Here is a 23,400-nt window from a genome sequence, read left to right on the forward strand (position 1 = left end):
TGCATAATCTCTTTACCCATAAACCCGATGTACCATATTCACTGATCTCGCTCTTTTTAACTGAGAAAAGATACGATTTAAATGTTTTAAATTCCAAATCTCAAGATCAATAATAATTTCTGTAAAATCTGTTCCCTTACGAACAAAAGATAAATTTTCAATATTGGCATCATTTACAAAAATGATCTGAGTAATTTCAGCCAAAGAACCAGGACTATTTACAGCTAAAATATTGATTCGAGTAGGAAAACGTTCACTCATCTCAGAATCAAGATCCCAGCGGACATCAATCCACCGTTCTGGCTGATCATCATAAGCCGTTAAAGCCGAAGATTGTATCGGATAAATAATAACACCCACACCTGGCTCCATAATACCAACAATTTGATCTCCTGGCACAGCTCCTTCAGGAGAAAATTGTATTGGAATGTCGCCTTTTGTGCCTTGAATAGGTAACACTCTATATTGACGCTCTTTCTTTGAAGCTTTTCCTTTTTTATTTTCAAGAATCTTTAAAATCATACCTTGAGCATTTTCAATATTAAACCAGCTTCTCTCCTTAAACTTAAACGATGGCTTTTTCACCACAGAATCGTCTTGATGATTTGGATAAACCGCTTTAACTACATCTATAGCAGCCAACTCACCACGTCCAACAGCTGCTAAAACATCTTTTACGTCCTTACGTGCCAAACGCGGTAAAATTTGCTTAAGCATATCTTGTGAAAATTGTTTTCCCGCACACTCAAATGAACGTTCAAGAATACGACACCCCAAACCTGAATATTGCTTATGTATTGCTGAACGTGTTGCTCGACGAATTGCAGAACGTGCCTTACCTGTTACAACAAGGGATTCCCACGCCGCTGGTGGAGATTGAATCTGCGAACATATAATATTAACTTCATCACCATTTTTTAATTTGGTCATTATGGGCATAATACGACCATTGATTTTTACTCCCACGCAAGAATTACCAATATCGGTATGTACTGCATAAGCAAAGTCAATGGGTGTAGCGCCTTTTGGAAATGCAATTAACTGCCCTTTCGGCGTAAAACAGAAAACCTGATCATGAAAAAGCTCAAGCTTTGTATATTCTAGAAACTCTTCTGGATTATGGCCATCTGCCAAAGATTGAATTGTTTGACGCAACCATGCATAAGCATTAGTCTCACTTGATAAGCGTGATGATGAATAATCAGAACCGTGATCTTTATAAATGGCATGTGCCGCAACGCCATATTCAGCAATCCTATCCATTGCACTAGTTCTAATTTGTAATTCAATGCGTTGCCCTGAAGGCCCAACAATTGTTGTATGAATTGAACGATAATCATTTTGTTTAGGGATAGAAATATAGTCCTTAAAACGCCCAGGAACCATCGGCCATGTAGTGTGTATAATACCAAGAGCGCGATAACAATCATCTACGCTCTCAACAATTACACGAAACCCAAAGATATCAGATAATTGTTCAAAAGATAAGGTTTTGCTTTCCATTTTACGAAAAACTGAATAAGATTTTTTCTGACGACTTTTAACATTGGCTTTAATACCGTTTTTCAAAAAAAGTTTTGTCAATTCTTTTTCAATTGTGGAAAGCAAATCGCGATTGCGCACTAATAATTCAGAAAGCCTATCATTAATAGTACGATAACCCTCTGGATTTAAATAAAAAAAAGAAAGATCCTCTAGCTCTTCACGCATATCTTGCATCCCCATACGACCAGCAAGCGGCGCATAAATATCCATTGTCTCTTCAGCAATCCACCGACGCTTATCATCACGCATGACATCAAGGGTACGCATATTATGAAGACGATCTGCTAATTTAACCAAAAGAACACGAATATCATCAGAAATAGCAATAAGAAGCTTACGAAGATTTTCCGCTTGCACAGCTTTCTTCGATACGAGATCAAGCTTATTAAGCTTTGTAAGCCCTTCAACTAATTTACCAATTTCAGGTCCAAACAGTTGATCAATTTCTTCTCTTGTAGCATTTGTATCTTCAATTGTATCATGCAAAAGAGCAACAGCAATTGTTGCTTCATCTAAGTGCATATCCGTTAAGATAGAAGCAACTTCTAAAGGATGAGAAAAATAAAGATCACCTGAAGCACGCCTTTGATGACCGTGCTTCTGCATTGCATAAACATAGGCCTTATTTAATAAATCCGCATTTACGTCAGGCTTGTAACGCCGTACACGCTCAACCAGCTCACACTGACGCATCATATAGATATCCTCAGAAATTTTGTAATTAAATTATTATTAAATACCCTACGAATAAAGAAAAAACAAATCTACCAAATGATAATCTATGCATTACTTTTTCAATAAAATATGATGATTAATAATCATCACTTTTCTCTGGCACAACTAAGCTCTCAATACCTGCCAAAAGCTCTTCTTCTGACATATAATCAAATGAACCAGTGTTTTCTTCTGATGAAGAGCCCAAAATATCTCTGGATTCGCCCGAGTGAGAAATAAACTCCATTGTTCCTTCTGGCTCATCAACTTCTACATGCTTTTGTAAAGAGTGAATAAGATCTTCTTTCAAATCAGCAGGAGACAAAGTTTCATCTGCTATTTCACGTAAAGCAACAACTGGATTTTTATCATTATCACGATCAATTGTAATCTGTGCACCTTCTGAAATCTGGCGAGCCCGATGCCCAGCTAAAAGCACCAACTCAAAGCGATTATCAACCTTATCAATACAATCTTCTACTGTTACACGGGCCATTTATGTCCCTTTCTTCAAGGTTCAAAAATTAACAATTACGTTAGAATATATACAATAATCAAAACAAAAAACAAGAAAAACAATACACACCTTATTATTTTTTCCAACTATAGCACTATAGCAAAACTCTTGAAAAAAATTTAGGTTTATAAAAACACTAAGATCTATAAGCGTTTGGAAATAAAACAATCTTAAACTATTGCATTCTAATAACACAGTAATTATTCATAGTTAAAGAAAATGGATCACACAAAAAAGTAAGCGCATTCATCAAAAAAATTACAATATAAACGGCATTGTGCTGTATTTTTTCTTTCTACAACCATAAAGATTTATTCAGATATAAATGAAAACTGGTAGTATATTACAGCTGAAAAACCAACTGCAGAGAACAAAGCCTTAATCAACTTATTAATTATAAAGCACTATATTATAAGGCTATTTGGCATAAATATCCGAACCTTCCTCCACCGACAAACTAAATATACCTAATCCACAAGCATCTTTAAAACAAGCATCTTTAAAAAATATAGTTTTTTAATCCATCACTATGCAAAAAATTAAGTTTCTGTAATTAAGAAAATAACATATCCCCCTTAAAAAAAGAAAAAACTTTAAATTCTTTTGGTAATGTATAGTCAATACATTACAACTAATCATAGCAATACATATTCTCTCTATAACACAATCAGCAACAAATTCATCTAATCATATTGTGAAAAAATCTCTGTATGCATATTATAAAGCTGTTTACAAAAATATACTCGACTGAATATCAAATAAAATAGCTTAAAAGACTTTTGATAAAATATAATTGGTACCTGCAATCCATGAACAGTAAATTAACATCATTGTGCCCAGAACCACCTCCAAATTGTAATTTGTGTCCTCGCCTAAATAACTTTATCGCTGACTGGCGTATTAAAGAACCTCACTGGCATAATGCACCTGTTAGTCCATTTTTCCCTCATAAAGGGGCTGCAACAACACGCCTTCTAATTGTTGGACTTGCTCCTGGATTACGCGGAGCAAACCGAACTGGACGTCCTTTCACAGGCGATTATGCTGGATACCTTCTTTATTCAACATTAAAAAAGTTTGGTTTTGCTCAAGGTACTTTTGCAGAAAGATCAGATGATTCCCTAGAGCTCATCGATACTGCAATTGTTAATTCAGTACGTTGTGTTCCACCAGAGAATAAACCCACTGGCACTGAAATCAACACTTGTCGACATTTTTTTTCACCTCTTTTAACAAATCTTCCTCAGCTAAAAGCCATCATTACTCTTGGCAGCATTGCGCATAACTCCACTCTACGAGCTTTAAACGCAAAAACCTCAGCACACCCTTTTGGTCATGGAAAAATTAGTGATATTGGTAGATTACGTATTTTTTCAAGCTATCACTGTTCACGCTATAATACTAATACCGGCCGTTTAACAGATACTATGTTTTATCAAATCTTCGAAGCTGCAAAAACCTATTTAAATCAATGTTGAAATCTTTCTAACGAAGATATGGAAATTTCTTTTCCATTATCCATACTTTCTAAAAAGTCGTGCCTTTTCACGCTCCCAATCTCGTTTTTTTTCTGTTTCACGTTTATCGTGAAGTTTTTTACCACGTGCTAAAGCAATTTCCAATTTAACACGCCCCCGTTCATTAAAATAAAGTTTAAGTGGAGTAATTGTCATACCCTCACGAGAAATTGCATTAAAGAAACGCGCCATTTCACGCTTTGAAAGTAATAATTTACGCAAACGACGTGCATCATGATTAAAACGATTCGCTTGCGTATATTCAGGAATATGAGAATTAATCAACCATAACTCTCCCTTCTCAAAGCTAGCATAACTTTCAGAAATATTGGCATGATTGGAACGTAAAGACTTAACCTCTGTTCCTTGAAGAACAATACCGACCTCAAGAGTATCAAGAATTTCAAAATTGAAACGTGCTTTACGATTATCGGCAATAACTTTTCGTATTGATGCTGTCTTTTTTTTGTTGTTCATAGCTATTTCAACATAATTTTATTCTTTAAGAAGACCTGCATATTGCAAAGCAGCATCAATAATCCTCTTTGTAGTATTGTCTAATGGAACAATCGGTAAACGAACAGTATCCCTACAAATTCCCAATTTTGCAGCAGCATATTTAATACCCGCTGGATTTGGTTCAATAAATATTGCACAATTAAGGGGCATTAAACGATCATTTAATTCTAATGCTGTATTATAATCACCACGATGGCAAGCAGTATAAAGCTCTGAACAAAGCTTTGGAGCAACATTAGATACAACTGAAATACACCCTACACCTCCATGTGCATTAAAGCCTAATGCTGTTTTATCATCACCGGAAAGCTGTATAAAATTCTTACCACATTTTTCTCGTTGTTCACTTACCCGCTCAATTTTACCTGTTGCATCCTTAATACCAACGATATTTTTAAAATCCTGACAAAGATTTTTCATAGTTTCTATAGTGAGATCAATAACAGATCGCCCAGGAATATTATAAATCACAATAGGAATAGAAATAGCTTTCGCAATAGCAGAAAAGTGAGCATATAATCCCTTTTGATTAGGCTTATTATAATAAGGAGTTACTACTAAAACTGCATCTGCACCTACTTTCTCTGCATGCTGTGCAAGCTCGACAGCCTCATCCGTGCTATTTGACCCCGCCCCTGCAACAACAGGAACACGCTTAGAAACTTGTTTAACGCATAATTCTACAACTCGCTTATGTTCTTCATGACTTAAAGTTGCTGACTCGCCTGTTGTCCCAACGGGACTCACACCATGAATACCTTGCCCGATTTGCCATTCAATAAAATTGCAAAATGACTTTTCATCAATAACACCATCTTCATTAAATGGTGTAATCAATGCAGTTAGTGCTCCCTTGAGCATAATAAACTCCTGATAATATTAAATTTTATTTTTAATAACCACCTTATTATAATAACATAGTCTTGCTCTATAGCTGAAGCAAGTTGAATTTCATAAAGATCTTACAATATTAATTTATAATTTCTGTATGCTGAACATTTCCTAAAAACACAACTAAGTTGTTAACATGTCGTTCATGCTTCTCTTTTAAAATTTATAAAGTATTACCTAAAAAGCAAGATCTAAAGGTCTTTCATCAATGTATATAGTCTCTGTTCACTATTTTGTATCAATCTTTATTATACTCAAATTGGCAACTATCATTTTACTCTCAAATGCCTCAGCACAAACAGTTTTTCTACCACAAAACGGACCAATTCCCTTGGTTCATCCTCACTCTTCTATCACCATAGAAAAACTTAAAAAATCTTTTGAGGCTAATCATCCTATAAAGAATAATATCCCAACAAAAATTAAGATTACTAAAAATAACCAGCTTAAATTCGGCTTAGATACTCTTTCAAACAAAGATATTATGAAAACAATAGCGCTTCGCAATACAATGCCTCAAAACAGTCTTGATCGCCATATTTTAACATGGGCAATCAACACATCATATCAAACGAATATACCAAGCTCTGAAATATTAAGGGCCATCAATGAATTAAAAGGTTGGCCAGGTATGAATATAATGAAACGCAATGCTGAACGTGCTTTCATTAATGAAAACAATTCTACACAAGCGATTATTCAAAAATTTACTCACCATTCTCCCCTCACTGTACAAGGAATGGCTGCACTTGCCAAAGTCCTTATCATAACTGGACAAACCACCCGTGCACGACAAATTATTGCACCGTGGTGGCATACAGTACAGCTCAACGCTCAAGAAGAAGATCTTATTCTTAAAAATGCAAGCACTGCATTAAAACCCTCTGATCATCTGAAACGTATGAAGATTATGCTTTATGCAAATCGTATTGATTCAGCTCAGCGAATTGCAAAATTAGCCCATGCCCAATCTCTCTTTAATGCTTTTGCTGCTGTTGAAAAAAATGAACCTCAAGCCGCACAAAAACTAAAAGCTGTTGATCAATCATGGAAGAAAGATCCTCTTTTACAATTTGCTAAAATTCGTTATTTTCGACGAACTGGACAATATGAAACTGCTGCACAACTCATGATGCAAGCACCACGAGATCCGATAAATCTTATTAACCCTGATGCATGGTGGATAGAACGACGTGTTCTTTCTCGTGAAATGCTTGATTTAAACAAGCCTAAAATCGCTTATCAACTTGTTTCAGCTCATATTGGAGGAACACCCTCATTTAAAATTGATGCTGCGTTTCACGCGGGATGGTATGCACTTCGATTTCTTCATAGCCCCAAGACAGCAATGCATCACTTTATGCATATCCTTCAACTCTCCTCTTCTCCTCTCTCAACATCCCGTGGCTATTATTGGATGGGGCGAACAGCAGAAGCCTTAGGTGAATATAAAAATGCTCAACATTATTTTCAGCGCGCTGCTCATTTTGGTACAACTTATTATGGTCAATTAGCAGCCTCTCGACTTAACGAAAAAAAACTTGAAATTCATTTTCCTAAGCCAACAATGAATGAGCGGCAAAGTTTTAGTGCACGAAAAGGTGTTCAAGTTATCCAAAGGCTTGAAGCTGCTGGCTATGCTAATCTCGCTAAAATTTTTTATAAAGAGCTCAGCACAACAATAGACAATCCTGGTGAATTAGCTCTTTTAGCTGTTATGTCAGAAAAAAGTGGCGACTATTATACCAGCCTCAAAATCGGTAAAACTGCTGTTGTTCAAGGTAAGACCGTCAGCGCTCTTTCCCATCCTATCGGGGCTATTCCAACATCCATCAACTTTTCTGCAACAAAAAAGGCACTCATCTATGCCATTGCACGCCAAGAAAGCGAATTTAATCCTGTCGCTATATCAAAAGCTGGAGCCCAAGGTATGTTACAATTGTTACCTACCACAGCAAAAGCATTAGCTAACAAACATTCAATTGCGTGGTCTCACAAAAAATTTAGTAGTGATGTCAATTATAATACTATATTAGGTGCTCATTTTTTAAGTGAACAATTAGAGCGTTTTAACGGATCTTATATATTGGCTTTTATCAGCTATAATGCAGGCTTCCGTCGCGCAAATGAATGGATAGAACGTTACGGTGATCCTAGAGGACAATCTCTTGATAACGTTGTCGACTGGATCGAACGTATCCCCTATACAGAAACGCGTAACTATGTGATGCGTGTTATAGAAAATTATGAAGTTTACAAAGCGCGTCTCATTGGAACCACAGATATCAAATCTGATCTCATTGCTGGCTACAGGAAGTCATAGACTCTCGTCTATTTCAAAATAGATCCTCTTCTTATCTTTTATTGTAGGATACGGTATAACGAAGTTATGTAAATGCCTTTTAAATAAGCATCTGTAAAACCATATATGTTATTGCTTTTGAAGCATTTAATAAAAATCAGAATATCACTTTAGTTTATAATGGTGATATCTTTTATTACATTATTAGCCTAATTTGAAAAGCATACTTTAGCTCTTACCTGTAAATTAAGTATCTACCTCTCATGCAATGACACATTGAGATAGTTTCAAATTTTCACTGCTATCCCAGTTTTATATAGAATAGACTGAAATGAAAACGTTAAATACACTAATTAGCTTATCTCTACAATAAAGAGATAACAATTTGAAAAGAGCATAATTAAAGTAACACCAATGTCCAGCTTTATTACTTGTTTAAATCAACTTTCCGTCTTTCAAAATTGTCTAAAGCAATACATTTAAAATAATGAAGATTAACAATAACTTCATACTTTTTTCATCCTTTAATAGGATCATATTCCTTACGAAAAAATAGTCTACAATTAATTTACGAATCCGTTTTAAAAGATATTTATACTTTCTCCCCAACTCATTTCTTATCATCGTCCACTGAAAATATAATACAAGCTCAACCGAATTGCCACCATCTTTACCTTTATATTTATAAAGCAAAAAACCAATACCATCATTACTTCTATATTTTTATTCACTCACTAACATTACAACTTCTTTCTTATGTAGATGTCTCCTAAAAGGTATCGTAAAATTCCTTCTCAAATAATTTATCATCTATTCTTTTTTCTTATGACGTTTAGATAAATGGTTTTGTTTGCTTCAAAAAGAAAAATTAAAATGAAAAAACATTATTCCAGTAGGAGCTATCATTCAAAGAAAATAACACTCCATTCATTGTATCAAAATTGCATCTCTCACTTCACTAATTGCTTTCAGCACTTATATATTTTAAAGTAAAAATAATATTCGCGTTTTTGTGTATCATAGGCACAGTTATAAGAATAATAACTAAAAGGGAATTTGTATCTTATTATATAGAGATAGGATTACAAAATGGACAAGTTTGTTGGTTATGAAGAAAATGCAATACTACCCTATACTGCCATAGCAACTATTGATATTGGTGCAATTATTGCTAATTATAAAACCTTAGTCCAACGTGTTGCTCCTGTAGAATGTTCAGCTGTTGTAAAAGCTGATGCCTATGGGCTAGGAGCTGAAAAAATTGCCCCTGCACTTTATCAAGCTGGTTGCCGCACTTTTTTTATTGCCCATCTTAAAGAAGCACTCCAATTAAAAGCTATTTTACCAAATAATGTTACCCTTATCCTTCTGAATGGTATTCCCCCTACTGCAGAAGAATTCGTGACTCAAACTGGTATTGTCCCTGTTCTTAATTCTCGGAATGAAATTGAAAACTGGCAAATGCATTGTCAAAAAAATGGTAAAAAATTTCCAGCAATCATTCAAATTGATACTAATATGAATCGACTAGGGCTCGATCAAGGAGAGCTACAATGGTTGATCCAAAATCCTACTCTCTTCGAAATAGCAGACATAAAATACATTATCAGCCATCTTGCTAATGGAGACAATGCAACACACACATCCAATTGCGAACAAAAAAACGCTATGAAAAAAGCACTTGCACAACTTCCTGCCTGTAAAGCTTCACTTGCTAATTCTGGAGGAATCTTTCTTGACCCAGACTTTTATTTTGATCTTGTTCGCCCAGGTATTGGACTTTATGGAATTGATCCCCATCAAAAACATCCCACATCTCTTAAATCTGTTTTAAAACTTAAGGCTCAAGTTATTCAAAGCCGCTGCACTGAAGCGGGAACTCCTGTAGGTTATGGGGGAAGTTTCATCACTCAAAAGCCCAGCATTCTTACCACCATTTCTATTGGTTATGCCGATGGCTGGCTACGAAACCTTTCTAACAAAGGTTCCGTTTATTTCAACCAACACAAACTACCCATCATTGGACAAATCTCTATGGATTCTATTATTGTTGATGCAACCAATCTTAAGCATGAAAAACCAAAACGTGGTGATTGGGTAGAACTTATTGGAAAACATCAAACTGTCGAAAATGTTGCTGCAGATGCAGGGACTATTCCTTACGAAATTCTTACTTCTCTTGGTTCTCGTTATAAACGTATTTACATTTAAATCTTCGAATTCTCATAAAATGAATCTAAGATAGCCATGATCAGCCTTAAACAAAAATCGAAACAAATTATATCCAACTCCACAGGCTTGATATAGACTTGCTTAATTGAAACATAAGAAAATAAATTTAAACCGTGTTCACCAATGGTGGACAAGAACAAATCAAAGTTCTATCACCAGAAACATTGTCAATACGTGAAACAGGCGGCCAATATTTATTTGCTGGATCAAAGCGAGGATCAGGAAAAGCAGCTTCTTTTCTCGAATAAGCCCGTTTCCAATTATCGTCTAAAGTGTCTGCTAATGTATGCGGTGCATTCACCAATGGATTATCATCTTTCGGCCAAATGCCTTCACCAATTTTCTTAGATTCTTCAGCAATAGATAACAAAGCATCACAAAGACGATCAATTTCTGCCTTCGGTTCTGATTCAGTTGGCTCAATCATCAAAGTTCCAGGAACTGGAAATGACATTGTTGGAGCATGAAATCCATAATCAATAAGACGTTTTGCAATATCATCCACACTGATTCCATATTGCTCTTTCAGAGACCGTGTATCCACAATACATTCATGTGCAACACGCCCATGTTTACCCCGATAAAGAATAGAATAAGCCTTTGAGAGACGCTCAGCAACATAATTAGCATTTAATATTGCTATCTGTGTTGCACATTTTAATCCATCAGCTCCCATCATCCGAATATACATCCATGTAATCACTAAAATAGAAGCACTGCCATAGGGAGCTGCTGAAACGGCATGAGTCGTCTTATCTTGTTCGTGGCCAGGTAAAAACGGTTTTAAATGCATTCCAACGCCAATCGGGCCAACACCAGGACCTCCACCACCATGAGGAATCGCAAATGTTTTATGAAGGTTCATGTGACAAACATCCGCTCCCATATCCGCAGGACGTGCAAGACCTACAAGTGCATTTAAATTAGCTCCATCGAAATAGACTTGCCCACCATTTTCATGAATAATGGCACAAATGTCCTTAATGTTTTCCTCATAAACACCATGTGTTGAAGGATAAGTAATCATTAAAGCTGCTAAATGAGCTTTATGCAATTGTGCTTTCGCTTTAAGATCATCAATATCAACATCACCATCACTTAAGCATTTCACTACTACAACTTCCATCCCTGCCATATGTGCTGAAGCTGGATTAGTTCCATGTGCTGATGCAGGAATAAGACAAATATTACGCTGATGATCACCACGAGATTGATGATATCGCCAAATAGCCAAAAGTCCAGCATATTCACCTTGAGCACCAGAATTAGGCTGAAAAGAAACTTGAGCAAACCCTGTAATTTCACATAACCATGCATTTAACTGGTTCATCATTTCCCGATATCCCAACGCATCCTCTTTAGGTGCAAAAGGATGTATATTAGCCACTGTAGGCCAACTCACAGGTATTAACTCAGCCGCAGCATTCAGTTTCATTGTACAAGAACCAAGTGGAATCATTGCCCGATCCAGTGCTAAATCCTTATCTGATAAGCGACGTAAAAAGCGCATCATGTCAGTTTCTGAATGCACTGCGTGAAAAAATGACTGCGAAAGAAAAGCAGAATCACGCTCTTTGCCAAAAAGCCTTGTAGCAGTTTCATCAGCTAATTGTGCGTTAAAAAGCTGTGCTAAAGCAATAGCATCTTCTTCTGTTGATAATTCATCAAAATTAATTGCAACCCAATCATCATTAAGAACACGCACAAGCCGCCCACCCATTTTTGCTTGATTTGCAATATCTTGAGCTCTCTTCTCGACAAAAACACTAATACAATCAAAAAAATATTTACCCTCACAATGGATACCCACCGCTTCTAAACCAGCAACAAAACGACATGTTAAACCGTGAACACGTTTGGCAATTTCCTGTAGACCTTTTGGACCATGCCAAATAGCATAAGCCACTGCCATGTTAGCCAACAAAGCCTGCGCAGTACATATATTCGATGTTGCTTTATCACGTCGAATATGTTGTTCACGCGTTTGCAATGCTAATCGAAAACCAGTACGCCCTTTTGTATCTGTCGATTGCCCAACAATACGCCCTGGAATTAAACGCATTAAAGCATCACTCACGGCAAGATAACCTGCATGAGGACCACCAAAACCCATTGGAACTCCATAACGCTGCATAGAACCAACAACAATATCAGCTCCCCATTTGGCTGGTGCTTCCATAAGGGTAAGAGCTAAAGGATCTGCGACGACAATAACTAGAGCCCCCTTCTCCTTTGCCTCTTTAATAACTTCATTATAATCATTAAAGCATCCTCTTGTATCTGGCCATGGTAAAACAACAGCGGCCGTATCAGAACAAATTTCACCTTTTTCGCTCATGTGAATGCCCTGTGTTTCAGCACGTGTCTGCGCAACACTCAATGTTTGAGGATGTAAAAGGCCTTGAATCAAAATTTTTGTTTTTTTCTCACGTGCAAAACGGACAGCCACCGCATTAGCTTCAGCTAAAGCTGTTGCCTCATCAAGAAGTGAAGCAGCCGCAACAGGTAATCCAGTCAATTCACTTATTAATGTTTGAAAATAAAACAAAAGCTCTAAACGGCCCTGGCTAATCTCTGCCTGATAGGGTGTATAAGCGGTATACCAAGCCGGATTTTCAAAAAAATTACGCAAAATAACAGGTGGTACAAATGTTCCATAATAGCCTTGTCCAATAAAACTCTTCCGGACATTATTGCGTTCCATAATCTTCGATAATTCTTCCAAAGCTTTTTCTTCATTTGCTGCTTCTGGTAAATTAAGCAATCGTTTCAAATGAACAGACTCAGGAACAGCTTGAGAAACTAAAGCTTCTATTGAATCAAGCGCTAACACCCTAAGCATTTTTTGTATTTCATCAGATCGAAGCCCTATGTGCCGCGAAACAAAACGATGTTCTTGCATAATTTTACCCAATCAATGCACGATAAGAAGATTCATCTAATAACTCATCAAGCTGTGTCTTATCCTGTATCCTCATTTTCCATAACCAACCTTCCTTTTCGGCTTGCTGATTTACCAACGCAGGATCACCTGCTAAAGCTTCATTAGCTTCAATCACTTCTCCATCAATAGGTGCATAAACATCCGATGCCGCTTTAACAGACTCAACAACAGCAGCTGCATCTCCCTTAGAAATATGTGTTCCGCTCTGTGGCAAATCAACAAATACCAAATCACCTAACTGCTCTTGAGCATGATTGGTAATTCCAACCGTAGCGATCTGTCCCTCAACACTTATCCATTCGTGATCTTGCGTAAAATAAATTTCAGACATAAACAATTATCCCTTAAAATAACGTTGTTCAACAAAAGGAAGCGAATGAACAGACAACATGATTTTTTTGCCACGCACTTCAGTAAAAACTTCTGTTCCTTCGATTTTCCAATCAATAGGAACATAGCCCATTGCTACAGGACCATTAAAAGAAGGACCAAAACCACCCGATGTCACTATTCCAATCTGTTTCCCCTTATCATCTAGAAGGACTGCACCTGCACGTACAGGCTGACGTCCCTGTGGTTTTAAACCAACACGACAACGAGAAGGCCCTTTCTGATATGCTCTAAGAAAAGCTTCTGCCCCATAAAACTTAGCTTTTTCCCGAACACTCTTGGACACAGCCCATGTCAGTGCAGCCTCAATAGGAGTGGTATCAGGTGTAATATCATTACCATGTAAACACAATCCCGCCTCCAGTCGAAGACTATCACGCGCAGCAAGACCGATCCATTCAACACGATAATCATCGAGTAATTTTTCAACTAATGAACGTGCCTGACTTTCTGAAAGTGCAATTTCAAAACCGTCCTCTCCTGTATAACCAGAACGTGTTACAAACCAATCTTGGTATGGCTCAAACCCTTGCATAAACAAAAGCTCATTACCAAGCAAACCTGCGTCAGCCAAAACAGAGGCAGCCTGCGGACCTTGAAGAGCAAGCAAAACTCTCTCAAGCGCAACTATTTTACAGTCAAAACCAACTGCACGTTTTTGAAGTTCGGCAAAATCAGCCTGTGCATTCCCTGCATTAACAACCAGCATAAAACGATATTCATCTAAACGCGTAAGAACAAGATCATCAAGAATACCAGCTTGCTCATTCAGCAAATAATTATAGCGTGATTGGCCTTTTTTTAAAAGGAATGCATCAATAGGAAGTGCATAAGATAAAAATTCAGCTGCTTCTTGCCCTTCAATAGCTATTAACTTCATATGAGAGATATCAAAAAGACCAGCCTGAGCACGTGTATGCAAATGCTCTTTCAAAACACCTAGAGGATAGACTAAAGGCATCATCCAACCAGCAAAAGCGCCAAATTTCGCTTGTGCTTTTTCATGTAAATTATGTAAAGGAAGTTTTTTTAAAGGCAATGTCTCAAATGTCTGCAAATCGGTGTCCATAATTTCTCCAAAGCCACGTTTACCACTCTATATTGTGGTTGTCTTTCTTACCCTTTGTCTCAAACCTGCAAGATTGCGGATTATTTTTCTCTTTGGCGGCAGATGCGAAAGTTCACATTTTGCACTCTCCCGCAAAGAATGAAAGAAGCAATGACATTCTTTCCAACATATTTTTGCTATAACTTATCTTCTCTACACTGTCATTAAAAAACTGATTATAGCACTCTAAATTTCAAAGTTTTTTATAATAACCTTGTTTTTTCAAACTACCCTTATAAATCTTTACTTGAGAGGAACTCATATTCTTTAAAATCTTACTGAAAACAACCCAAGATATTGTTGTTTCTCTTACTTTTCTCTATAAGGAGAGATTATAGTTTTTTTCATTATAATAACTTATATTATGTTATTATGTGGTATAGTCTCGCTCATAATATTATAATTTTCTTATAATAAAAAATTATAATAATTCTAGGTACGAAACTGTATTGGATAAAGGTTATAGAACACTCATGAAAGCTGGTAATATCCACTATAATTGTGAACATGACTTACCAAAACAAATTGCCATTTTTCCTTTAGAAGGCGCATTATTGCTTCCTGGAGGTTTTTTATCGCTTAACATTTTTGAACCAAGTGCTCTTGAAATGATTGAAGACGCTATGACATCTAATCGTCTATTAGGAATCATTCAGCCGTTATCATCGAGTACAGATGATTTATCCTCAGAACTCTATGAAATGGGCTGTGTTGGTCGTATTACAAATTATAATGAAACAGGAAATGGACGACTTCTTATCGTATTACAAGGTATTTGTCGTTTTACCTTAAAAAAAGAATTAGCGAGCAAAAAGCCTTATCGGATTGCCATCATCGAATTTAATATAAAAGATTTACAAGAATATGAAAACTCAGAGAATATTAATCGAGAAAATTTACTCAATACGATCGAAAATTATCTTATACTTCATGAAATTGAACATAATTGGAATAATATTTTACAAACGCCTACACCTGTACTCGTTAATGCTCTTTCAACTCTTATTCCCTTTACTCCAGAAGAAAAGCAAGCTTTACTGGAAGCACCAGATATTGCAAGTCGCGCCCAAACTCTCCTTGCTTTAACTGAACGTTCACTTATGAAACAAACAGGGGCATATCATCTCTTACATTAACGGATTTTCAAACATGAAAAAAATGACAACTGATCCTAAGATGCTTGAATTACTGGTCTGCCCACTCACAAAAGAGCCGCTCTCTTTAAATAAAAAAACACAAGAATTAATTTCATTAAAAGCAAAACTCGCCTATCCTATTCGTAGTGGTGTTCCCATTATGCTTACTTCAGAAGCGCGTCCTTTAAAACATAATGAAAAAAAATAGTTTTTATTTTCCTTTTCATAAAACCAAATTTTATATCAAAACATATTTTCTCTCGATCAGTTTTTTAAAATACATACCCAAAGAAAATCTTAAGAAAACTATTCTACTGACTAATAACGTTAAAGCTTTAATTTTTTTCAACAAAGAAACTCATTCTCTGCTTCCATAAAACTCATATTATTTCTTTGAATATCAATTGATAAATGCATAAAATAATTTTACTCATCACCTGCTAACAAAAATAGACCTGTTGCCTTAAACTCTGTTCCTTATGCAACAAAAAGGCCTGAAAAAACGATAATCAATAACAGATTAGCAGTCTGCTCAATCAAAACCTCATGAAAAATAATATTTATTAATTTGACAGAAAAAATTGAAACTCTCTCCAGTTCTAAAAAAACCAAGGAAGCAGTATATTGTCAAGTAAAGTGATCTATAGTACCCTCATCATGATAATTGTATGTATACAATTGGTCCTAAGAAAGTAATAATTAAAATATGCAAATTTCTTGGCTAATTTACCCTCTTTGTTAGATTTAACCTAAGAAAAATTAGCGTCATATCTGTTTTATAAAATAGAGAAAGAAGTGAAAATATGAATTTTAAAGTTGCAGTTGTTGGTGCTACGGGAAATGTTGGGCGTGAAATATTAACAATTCTAGAAGAGCGTTGCTTTCCAGCTAGCGAAATAGTTCCTTTGGCTTCACGACGCTCAATAGGACAGAGTGTTTCTTATGGCAACAAAACTTTAAAAGTCAAAGCGCTTGATACATATAACTTTTCTGACACTGATTTGTGTCTCATGTCTGCTGGAGGAACTATTTCCAAAGAATACGCTCCTAAGATTAGCGCTGCTGGTTGTGTAGTCATCGATAACTCCTCCACATGGCGTTATGATATCAATGTTCCCTTGATTGTGCCAGAAGTAAATGCAGAAAGCATTAAAGCATTTTCTAAACGTAACATTATTGCCAATCCTAATTGTTCAACCATTCAACTTGTTGTTGCTTTAAAACCTCTCCATGATGCAGCAATCATCAAACGCGTTGTTGTATCCACTTATCAATCAGTCTCTGGAGCTGGTAAAGAAGAAATGGATGAACTATTTGAACAATCACGAGCTGTTTTCGTTGCTGATCCAATCTTATTAAAAAAGTTTACTAAACGCATCGCTTTTAATATCATTCCTCATATCGATGTTTTTATGGAAGACGGCTATACTAAAGAAGAATGGAAAATAATGGCCGAAACAAAAAAAATTCTTGACCCCAAGATCAAATTAACGGCTACTGCTGTTCGAGTCCCTGTCTTTATTGGTCATGCTGAATCTGTTAATGTTGAATTTGCAAAACCATTAAGTGCCCATGAAGCGCGCGCGCTCCTACGCAATACACCTGGTTGCCAAATCATAGATAAACAAGAAGATGGTGGTTACATCTCTCCCTATGAATGCGCAGGAGAGGATGATATTTTTATTAGCCGTATTCGCGAAGATGCTACCGTCGAAAATGGCTTAGCTTTTTGGGTTGTTGCTGATAATTTAAGGAAAGGAGCAGCATTGAATGCAGTTCAGATTGCTGAACTTCTCATCTCTCGTAATTTGATCACACCTAAATCAGCTATCTAAACGGAAATAGCAGCATAAAAATTCTCTTTATGCTGCTATTTTTGTTTATTTTTTCTTCAGAAAAATACAAGAAAGTTTTCTTTATTTTTTATAAAGTAGGATATGTTATAACACGATAGCGTGTTTCACTGCGTTCAGCATTTTCAAAATTGACATTATCTGGAAATAAAGGATTATAAGCTGTTACTCGTTTTATAGATATTTCACGTGTATTTTCAGAAGGTTTTAAAATTATTCGATCATCAGTTTTTTTCATACCCGTGGGTACAATATCCTTAATATCTACAGGCTTCTTATTAATCGTCGCACTTGTTTCATCTTTTTTTTGCACCTTTTTCTCTGCTACTGTAGCAGTAGGCGTATTGTTTGGATGAGAGATAACCTGTTTTTCTTGTACTATTTGCTTTTGAATAACAGGTTGTGGCTTTCTTTTAATCTGCATAAAAGAAATTACGGGAATATTGTCAACATTAAAATAATTTGCAGATGCCCAACCAACCGTTTCATTATGTTGAAGTAAACACCATACTTTATCAGCGAGACAGCCATTAATTTGTACCTTCGCTCCAGTAGGAACTACCGCCGTAACTTTATAAGTTGTAGCTGGTCCTGCGCGTAAAATTGCTTTACCTTTTTCTATTTTAGCAACTGTTCCAGCAGCTACATCAGAAGTAGCCAACATAAACCCCGCTCCCATCAAAGATGTCAACATCATTGTTGCTGATAAAAAACTCTTTTTAAACATTCTCTCTTTCCTATTCCATAGCATTTAGAAACTCAAATTTGCCTGTGCAAAAATTTGTTTCGTTTCAATAAAATGGTGGTAAATTTTTTGATTTCTCAAAAGACTGCTACATCTTAAGAAAATTGAAAAAGCTCTCTTACGTGACTCCCACCACCCTATAGACACGAGCTCTTCTCTTGCAAACAATGCTGATCTTATCGATCATTGCATGCAAAAATATCATTTGATCACCTGATCATCAGTTCTTAAAGAAGTTTTGAAAATACTATTGGTTCCACAAAAAAGATCACAATTTAAAATATATTGACCTAAGTCAGAGTAAACCTCTTCCATTAATAGGATATGTTTGTTCAAAGATAAACACTTCGTAACAGAGGATAAAAAGATAATATCATTTTTAAAATAAAAATGATTGAGTACTCTCTAAAGCTTTTATACTTTTTAATTTTTTTCAAGATAATTCGAATACACAAAATTGTCCTGTAAAACCTTTATACAAAAACAAAAGAAAGATAAACACGTATGAAGTTGAATAACTGCTCCAATGCACAATCATTGGATTATTTCTTTTTCTCTCTTCCTTTATCTTTCACACTTCCTATACTGTTGTTCTTAACCAAGGATAAATTGCAGAAGAAAAATGTATCAAAAAATTTCACCTCACTTCAAAGAGATGCAACTATTGCTATGCCAAAACTGTAACGCCACAGCTTCCTATGTAATTTGCAAAAAATTAAATCAACAGGTCAAGAAGCCGTTACCTAAACAACATTGCCAGTGACATTGTTCAAAGAACTTTTCTTAATCTCCTTGAAAATGAAACAAGCTTAAGAGCGCGTATTTTTCATAGGTAACCTTGATACAGTCCAAAGAAAAACTATCGTACGTCTTTTTAGGTCTTCCTGAATACAATAAAGTAGCTCTAAAAAGCCATTTAATAGTTGACCGAAAAGAGTCAATATTGTGAGGTTTTTGGCTACATTTAACATTCTTTATGTTGAGCTTCCCACTGCTATTTTTACATTATTCATGACAATCAGTGCTTATTTATGGCCATTATTTTAGGACCGCAGCTTGGTTTGTTGCTTCATACAACTGCACAGAAAGACTTTTTCCATCATCCCTTATTTATTGCCTTTTGATTATCTATTATCGATAGTATTCGTGCTATTCCCTTTATTATAGCTGCCTTTTATCTTTTACCTATTCCCCGTGTTGTAAGAGGAAGCGACATAGGAATTTCTTCAGTGATTTTTGTTCTCCTCTTACAGCTATTCCTTTTTATGCATGCACAGCAGAATTATCTTTTAAAACAATCGAGCATAATTTAGTTGAAGCCATCCATTCTATGGAAACCAACCACTTTCAGATCATCAGACAATATCCTTATCCCCCTGTACCACTCACTAGTATCATTACTGGTTTTACAATCATAGTCATTTCTTTAATCAGTGCTACTTTGCTCGCTGGATATCTTGATGGTGGCAATCTAGGTGTTCTAGCAATTAGCTATGGCTACCAACGCTATACAATACCGCACTAATGATGATAGTGATTATTTTTTAATTATTCTCAATATAATTGTCGAATAGATTGATGATCAAATTGCATAGAAATTGGACAAAACAAAATTAAACAGTTTCAGATGCGGACTTATTTTCCCCAATCATAGCAATAATAAGCCAGTCGGCAATAAGAGCTGGATTTTTTAACTGTTCAATCTCCATCGTTACTTCATAATGAAAAACAACACGACCAGAAGGACGAACTTTAGCATTATTTAAAATAAAACGAGCACGGACTCGTGCTCCTGTTTTTACAGGATTCATAAAACGAACTTTATCAAAACCATAATTAATCCCCATTGTTGCACCTTCCAACTCTGGCAATGCCTCATAAGCTAACACAGACAAAAGTGACAATGTTAAAAAACCATGAGCAATAGTGCCTCCAAAAGGCGTTTTTTTCGCTTTTTCTTCATCTACATGAATCCATTGATGGTCATCGGTTGCATATGCAAATTGATTAATCATATCTTGAGTAACAAGACGCCACTGCGATAAGCCAATTTCTTTTCCAATGAAATTGGCTATATCTTGCACTGCTATTTTTCGTTGCATAACACTATCCTTATTTTGCTGGATGAAAAACTAAATGCCTTCCCTCTTGCTTTTATAAAAGCTATTGTTTAGAGCATCAACAATATAAATCCTAAATATCTCATCGATAAGCGCATTTATTAATAATAAAATGTTTTCTTAAAGAAAAATTCAAATAGGAAACAACAATGACCAGCAACATAAACCTAACAGGTTTAGCGCGTGATTTAAAACAGCATGCAGAGACCCATAACCCCATTCGTATTGGATTAATTGGTTGTGGTGAAATGGGAACAGATTTATTATCAAGTATTACACAGATAGATGGCATAACAATCGCAGCTGTTGCAACCCGCACACCATCGCGTATTTTTGATGCTGCTGCATTAGCCTATGGAGAAGAAGGGCATGTACGTGAAGTTGAAAACACTACTGCTTTAACCAAAACTATTGAAAAAGGCCTGATTGCTGCTACAAATGATTTAGACCTTGTTTTACGCCATGAACAAATTGACATTATTGTCGATGCGACAGGACATCCTGAAGCAGGAGCAGAAATTGGTTACAAAGCACTTAGTAACAATAAACATCTTGTCATGATGAATGTGGAAGCGGATGTTACGATTGGTGCTTACCTCAAATATGAAGCAGATAAACGAGGTCTTATTTATACACTTGGTGCCGGTGATGAACCGACATCTTGTATGGAACTCATTGAATTTGTTTCAGCACTCGGTCATAAAATTGTTGCAGTAGGTAAAGGAAAAAATAATCCACTCATTTTAGATGCTACCCCTGATGCTTACGAAGAAGAAGCCAAACGGCGCAACATGAATGTTCGAATGTTGGTTGAATTTATCGATGGGTCCAAAACAATGGTTGAAATGGCAGCAATTGCTAATGCAACAGGACTCCTTCCTGATTGCCCAGGAATGCACGGTCCTAAAGCTGCACTCAAAGATTTAAATAAAGTACTTATTCCAAAACAAGATGGTGGTATTTTAAACAGATGCGGTGTTGTAGATTATTCAATAGGTGAAGGAGTTGCCCCTGGTGTTTTCGTCATTGCAGAAATAACGCATCCACGTTTGCGTGAACGTATGGAAGATTTAAAAATCGGTCAAGGACCTTATTTTACCTTTCACCGTCCCTATCACTTAACTGCAATGGAAATTCCGCTTACCTGCGCGCGCATTATGTTATATGGAAAAACAGATATGGCACCACTTCACTACCCAGTAGCAGAGGTTTGTGCCATTGCTAAAAAAGATTTACACCCTGGTGAACAATTAGATTTTATAGGTCTTTACAGCTACCGTGCTTGGATCATGAGCGTTGAAGAAGCACGTGCTCATCAAGCTATTCCTTGCGGACTGTTAGAAAAAGCAACTGTTACAGCCACAATTAAAAAGAATGAACTCATTACAATATACAATACAACTATTCGCGAAAATCAATGGATTGCACGTCTACGCAATAAACAAGACCTCTTACTGCGTTGAATATCCTCCTCGCATAAACCATACTTTGCACTAAACTGCATAAAACACTCTAGATAAATAGAAAAAGAAACGAAATCACCTCTTAGGTTAAAAAAGAAAAACAGCGCTCATCTTTTTAAGTCAAAGCATTTAATAATCGCAAACTCTTTTAATCGCTCATTTTTTTAAAAGAACGAAAATATTAATAAGCTTTAATCAACAAAAGAAATAAAATTATAAATATGCTTTATCAGCTCACTTAATAATTTTTTGCAAACTACCCCAAAAAGTGTGTATAATACGAAAAACACAAAATAAATTTAATTCTTGATTGGCACTGCATTATACACTAAACAGTACGTATCTTAAATCATTTTGATAACATAGTGTGTTCTTACTGTATATTTATTATGTAGAAAAATTCAATATAAGGATCTTGATCTTAAAAGTGTTTTTAAAAGAAAAGGACAAAATAATGATTGTTAAACGTCTAATACGGGCAGTTTCTATTTTAACTGTAATAATGAGCTTTATAACTACCGCGTGCGCAAATCTAACGGTTGAGCACGCTTCAGGCACAACTTCTGTTCCTAACAATCCCAAAAAGGTTGTATTTTTTGATCTTGCATCACTCGATAATGTAAATCGTTTAGGCATTAATGCTGTTGTTGGTGTTCCTGAAGGAAAAAAACCCATATATTTGCAACATTTCGATGATGCAAAATATGAGAAAATAGGTACTTTCTTTGAACCTAATTATGAGAAAATCGCTGCTTTCCAGCCTGACCTTATTATTATTTCTTCAAGAACGAAATCTAAATATCAAGACTTATCCAAAATCGCTCCAACAATTGATCTGACAGTAGGGTATGAAAATGCTCTCCAAAATATTGAACGGAATGTTACCATTCTTGGAAAAATTTTTGGTAAAGAGAAAGAAGCAGAACAAGAAATTGCAACGTTCAAAGAAAATTTAGCAATGGTTCGTAAAAATACGCAGGGAAAAGGAACGGGACTCGTTCTAATGACTTCAGGTGGAAAAATAAATGCTTTGGGTCCAAAGTCACGTATAGATATTATTCATACTGACTTTGGAATTGCTGCTGCAACTGATAAGATAGTTGTGCACAAACATGGTCAACCTATTTCTCCTGAGTTCATTCTTGAAACCAATCCTGATTGGTTACTAGTTATTGATCGCGATGCAGCAATTGGACGGGAAGGAAAATCTGCAGCAGAGTTGTTAAACAATGAACTTGTTCACCGCACAACTGCTGGGAAAAAAAATCAGATTATTTACCTAGATTCTTGGAGCTGGTATCGTGCAAGTGGCGGCTTAACTGGACTTAACGAAGCAACAAAGCAAATCAGCAAAGCTTTCGCAGAAAATAAATAAAAACAGTTAAAATAGCTTGCTCGTTATAA

18 protein-coding genes are annotated in these 23,400 nt (G+C 35.9%); 9 read left to right on the forward strand and 9 right to left on the reverse strand.

From position 1 onward, the window contains the following. Nucleotides 1-12: 12 nt before the first annotated feature. On the reverse strand, nucleotides 13-2,241 hold the full coding sequence (locus tag Bra60_RS04025; protein WP_078688692.1) for a RelA/SpoT family protein: 2,229 nt from the start codon (nucleotides 2,239-2,241) through the stop codon (nucleotides 13-15). A 115-nt stretch (nucleotides 2,242-2,356) separates the two neighbouring features. Continuing rightward, a complete protein-coding gene (rpoZ, locus tag Bra60_RS04030; RefSeq protein ID WP_078688693.1) occupies nucleotides 2,357-2,755 on the reverse strand; it encodes a DNA-directed RNA polymerase subunit omega in 399 nt (132 codons plus the stop codon). 830 nt (nucleotides 2,756-3,585) lie between these two features. Here rpoZ and Bra60_RS04035 point away from each other — a divergent pair. Further along, on the forward strand, nucleotides 3,586-4,254 hold the full coding sequence (locus Bra60_RS04035; protein ID WP_078688694.1) for a uracil-DNA glycosylase: 669 nt from the start codon (nucleotides 3,586-3,588) through the stop codon (nucleotides 4,252-4,254). Between the two features lie 36 nt (nucleotides 4,255-4,290). Here Bra60_RS04035 and smpB read toward each other — a convergent pair whose 3' ends face one another. Further along, nucleotides 4,291-4,770: an SsrA-binding protein SmpB gene (smpB, locus tag Bra60_RS04040; protein ID WP_035007204.1), complete on the reverse strand. Its 480-nt coding sequence runs from the start codon at nucleotides 4,768-4,770 to the stop codon at nucleotides 4,291-4,293. A gap of 18 nt (nucleotides 4,771-4,788) precedes the next feature. Beyond that, a complete protein-coding gene (dapA, locus tag Bra60_RS04045) occupies nucleotides 4,789-5,673 on the reverse strand; it encodes a 4-hydroxy-tetrahydrodipicolinate synthase (protein WP_078698091.1) in 885 nt (294 codons plus the stop codon). A gap of 238 nt (nucleotides 5,674-5,911) precedes the next feature. Here dapA and Bra60_RS04050 point away from each other — a divergent pair, with 238 nt between their 5' ends. Together Bra60_RS04050 and alr are read left to right on the forward strand one after the other, a co-directional pair. Beyond that, nucleotides 5,912-8,026, forward strand: a complete 2,115-nt coding sequence (locus Bra60_RS04050; protein ID WP_078698092.1) for a lytic transglycosylase domain-containing protein — start codon at nucleotides 5,912-5,914, stop codon at nucleotides 8,024-8,026. Nucleotides 8,027-9,094: 1,068 nt separating this feature from the next. Next, nucleotides 9,095-10,216: an alanine racemase gene (gene alr, locus Bra60_RS04060; protein ID WP_078688697.1), complete on the forward strand. Its 1,122-nt coding sequence runs from the start codon at nucleotides 9,095-9,097 to the stop codon at nucleotides 10,214-10,216. 127 nt (nucleotides 10,217-10,343) lie between these two features. Here the strand turns inward: alr and gcvP are convergent, their stop codons facing one another. The 3 genes from gcvP to gcvT are packed head-to-tail and all read right to left on the reverse strand — an operon-like array spanning nucleotide 10,344 to nucleotide 14,640. Then, nucleotides 10,344-13,139 carry an aminomethyl-transferring glycine dehydrogenase gene (gcvP, locus tag Bra60_RS04065; protein ID WP_078698093.1) on the reverse strand — a complete coding sequence of 932 codons (2,796 nt, stop codon included), beginning with the start codon at nucleotides 13,137-13,139 and terminating at the stop codon, nucleotides 10,344-10,346. 4 nt (nucleotides 13,140-13,143) lie between these two features. After that, the gene (gcvH, locus tag Bra60_RS04070; RefSeq protein WP_078688699.1) at nucleotides 13,144-13,512 is read right to left on the reverse strand and encodes a glycine cleavage system protein GcvH; all 369 of its coding nucleotides are present in this window, start codon (nucleotides 13,510-13,512) and stop codon (nucleotides 13,144-13,146) included. Nucleotides 13,513-13,518: 6 nt separating this feature from the next. Then, nucleotides 13,519-14,640 carry a glycine cleavage system aminomethyltransferase GcvT gene (gene gcvT / locus Bra60_RS04075; protein WP_078688700.1) on the reverse strand — a complete coding sequence of 374 codons (1,122 nt, stop codon included), beginning with the start codon at nucleotides 14,638-14,640 and terminating at the stop codon, nucleotides 13,519-13,521. A 512-nt stretch (nucleotides 14,641-15,152) separates the two neighbouring features. On the opposite strand from gcvT, the gene Bra60_RS04080 reads away from it, so the two are divergent. The 3 genes from Bra60_RS04080 (at nucleotide 15,153) to Bra60_RS04090 (ending at nucleotide 17,650) form a co-directional block, all read left to right on the forward strand. After that, nucleotides 15,153-15,815, forward strand: coding sequence for an LON peptidase substrate-binding domain-containing protein (locus Bra60_RS04080; protein WP_078688701.1), 663 nt, complete (start codon nucleotides 15,153-15,155; stop codon nucleotides 15,813-15,815). A 13-nt stretch (nucleotides 15,816-15,828) separates the two neighbouring features. Further along, on the forward strand, nucleotides 15,829-16,023 hold the full coding sequence (locus Bra60_RS04085) for a Trm112 family protein (RefSeq protein WP_035007187.1): 195 nt from the start codon (nucleotides 15,829-15,831) through the stop codon (nucleotides 16,021-16,023). Between the two features lie 595 nt (nucleotides 16,024-16,618). Next, nucleotides 16,619-17,650, forward strand: a complete 1,032-nt coding sequence (locus Bra60_RS04090) for an aspartate-semialdehyde dehydrogenase (RefSeq protein ID WP_078688702.1) — start codon at nucleotides 16,619-16,621, stop codon at nucleotides 17,648-17,650. Nucleotides 17,651-17,738: 88 nt separating this feature from the next. Here the strand turns inward: Bra60_RS04090 and Bra60_RS04095 are convergent, their stop codons facing one another. Then, nucleotides 17,739-18,395, reverse strand: coding sequence for an SH3 domain-containing protein (locus Bra60_RS04095; protein WP_078698094.1), 657 nt, complete (start codon nucleotides 18,393-18,395; stop codon nucleotides 17,739-17,741). Between the two features lie 1,348 nt (nucleotides 18,396-19,743). Here Bra60_RS04095 and Bra60_RS07745 point away from each other — a divergent pair. Next, nucleotides 19,744-19,938: a hypothetical protein gene (locus Bra60_RS07745; protein WP_371326050.1), complete on the forward strand. Its 195-nt coding sequence runs from the start codon at nucleotides 19,744-19,746 to the stop codon at nucleotides 19,936-19,938. An 88-nt stretch (nucleotides 19,939-20,026) separates the two neighbouring features. Here the strand turns inward: Bra60_RS07745 and Bra60_RS04105 are convergent, their stop codons facing one another. Continuing rightward, nucleotides 20,027-20,515 (reverse strand): MaoC family dehydratase, encoded by a 489-nt coding sequence (locus Bra60_RS04105; RefSeq protein WP_035007182.1) that lies wholly within the window; start codon nucleotides 20,513-20,515, stop codon nucleotides 20,027-20,029. A 167-nt stretch (nucleotides 20,516-20,682) separates the two neighbouring features. Between Bra60_RS04105 and Bra60_RS04110 the strand changes: the two genes are divergently transcribed. Together Bra60_RS04110 and Bra60_RS04115 are read left to right on the forward strand one after the other, a co-directional pair. Next, entirely contained in the window at nucleotides 20,683-21,996 is a 1,314-nt protein-coding gene (locus Bra60_RS04110; RefSeq protein ID WP_035007181.1) for an NAD(P)H-dependent oxidoreductase, read from the forward strand. A gap of 454 nt (nucleotides 21,997-22,450) precedes the next feature. Continuing rightward, on the forward strand, nucleotides 22,451-23,371 hold the full coding sequence (locus Bra60_RS04115) for a siderophore ABC transporter substrate-binding protein (protein WP_153300962.1): 921 nt from the start codon (nucleotides 22,451-22,453) through the stop codon (nucleotides 23,369-23,371). Nucleotides 23,372-23,400: the final 29 nt, after the last annotated feature.

Origin of the sequence: Bartonella sp. Raccoon60 (assembly GCF_002022585.1) — a bacterium.
Taxonomy (GTDB): domain Bacteria; phylum Pseudomonadota; class Alphaproteobacteria; order Rhizobiales; family Rhizobiaceae; genus Bartonella; species Bartonella rochalimae.